Annotated in this window: 1 protein-coding gene; it reads left to right on the top strand. The window is 54.6% G+C overall.

Annotated elements, in window-relative coordinates; translation table 11 throughout:
* Positions 1-25 precede the first annotated feature (25 nt).
* On the top strand, positions 26-438 hold a 413-nt coding region (locus tag E0L35_RS25620; RefSeq protein WP_212751723.1), incomplete at its 3' end, for a YjbH domain-containing protein.

The raw sequence follows: 438 nt of genomic DNA on the forward strand, positions 1-438 counted from the left end.
GATCATCCGTGCGAATCGGATCGTGATGAACGATCTGCCGGATGGGATCAAAACGATCCGCATTACGGAAAATCGCCTTAACATGCCGCAGGTGACGACGGAAACCGATGTCGCCAGCCTGAAAAATCATCTCGCCGGAGAGCCGTTGGGCCACGAAACGACGCTGGCGCAAAAACGCGTCGAGCCAGTGGTTCCGCAGTCCACCGAGCAGGGCTGGTATATCGACAAATCACGCTTTGATTTCCATATCGATCCGGTGCTGAACCAGTCGGTCGGTGGCCCGGAAAACTTTTACATGTATCAGCTGGGCGTGATGGGAACGGCAGATTTGTGGCTGACGGACCATCTGCTGACCACCGGCAGCCTGTTTGCAAATCTTGCCAACAACTACGACAAGTTTAACTACACTAATCCTCCGCAGGACTCGCACTTACCGCG

The organism is Halomonas sp. ATBC28, from assembly GCF_005937175.1.
Classification (GTDB): domain Bacteria; phylum Pseudomonadota; class Gammaproteobacteria; order Pseudomonadales; family Halomonadaceae; genus Vreelandella; species Vreelandella titanicae.